This is a genomic window from Lysinibacillus sp. NPDC093210 (assembly GCF_044753985.1).
GTDB lineage: Bacteria > Bacillota > Bacilli > Bacillales_A > Planococcaceae > Lysinibacillus.
The window spans coordinates 1-1007 of sequence record NZ_JBIVOE010000027.1 but is presented as its reverse complement, the minus strand read 5'-3'; the positions used below and the strand labels follow the sequence as shown (position 1 = coordinate 1007).

General features: G+C 44.6%; 1 protein-coding gene. It reads right to left on the bottom strand.

The features are described 5' to 3' along the window. Nucleotides 1-1007: MobV family relaxase (mobV, locus tag ACIP9C_RS23110; protein ID WP_401015211.1), on the bottom strand; the 1007-nt coding region annotated here is incomplete at both ends.

The following is a 1007-nucleotide window of genomic DNA, read 5'->3' as shown; positions in this document are numbered from 1 at the left end:
CTCTCTTAACCTCGTCTTTCACATTTTCTTTTTGTTCTGCTGAAAAATCACGTACAAGCTTCTGACGCATTTGTTTCTTCGCTTTCTCCACTTGGCCGTCTTGATCTGCAGCATATACCTCTAATTCTTGCCTTGTTTCGCTTAAGTCATGCTTCAACGTCTTGTTCTCTTTCTCATAACGATCAAGCTCATGACTCAATGCATGGGTACGCTCATGCTCGGCCGCCAATGTTTGCTGCAGCTCTTTTGTGAGACTCATAAGCTCATGAAAATCTGCTTCTTCCACTTTCACTTTGGAACCCATGACACTCTTGGCCGCCTCCACTTCAACAGGTTGGCTACATAACTCTTCAATGCGTCTCTCGCTGCGTATCTCAACGGGTGGTGCTGTTTTTAGCTCCAGCAAATTATCCATACCTTGAAGCTCTTTTTCCTTATGAGCCACTAGTTGTTGCAAGTGCTTTAGCTCTTTTTCACGTTCTTGTTTCTTAAACTCATGCACACTCTTATGCTGCAGCTCGCTCGGCTCGCCACGCTCAATGTCATAACCACGTTTGTTCATGTAGTTGTGAAAATCATCTTGGATTCTACGTATCTTCGTTTTCCCATGGAAGTACTCTTTCGCCGCCAAGCGCCGATCATCCGTAATTGGCACAAAACCCACGTGCATGTGTGGCGTTGACTCATCGTTATGTACGACGGCATATAAAATGTTCTGTTGGCCATACTTGCCGGCAATATGATCGAGTGATGCTTCAAAATATTTGCGCTGCTCGTCTGACGACATCGCATGCATATACTCCGGACTGGCCGACACAAAGAATTCTGCCACTAGGACAGCATCATTCCGAATTTTTCGTTTCACACGGGTGGCCGTCATCTTCTTAATTTCTTCATGGTACTTAATTTTGTCCTCGTTCACGAAGTCATAGTTAAGCATCGTTCTGTTTGAGTCGATGTCTTTATTTTTACTGTTCTCGCCTTCTCGTTGGTTGTGTTTCTGGATC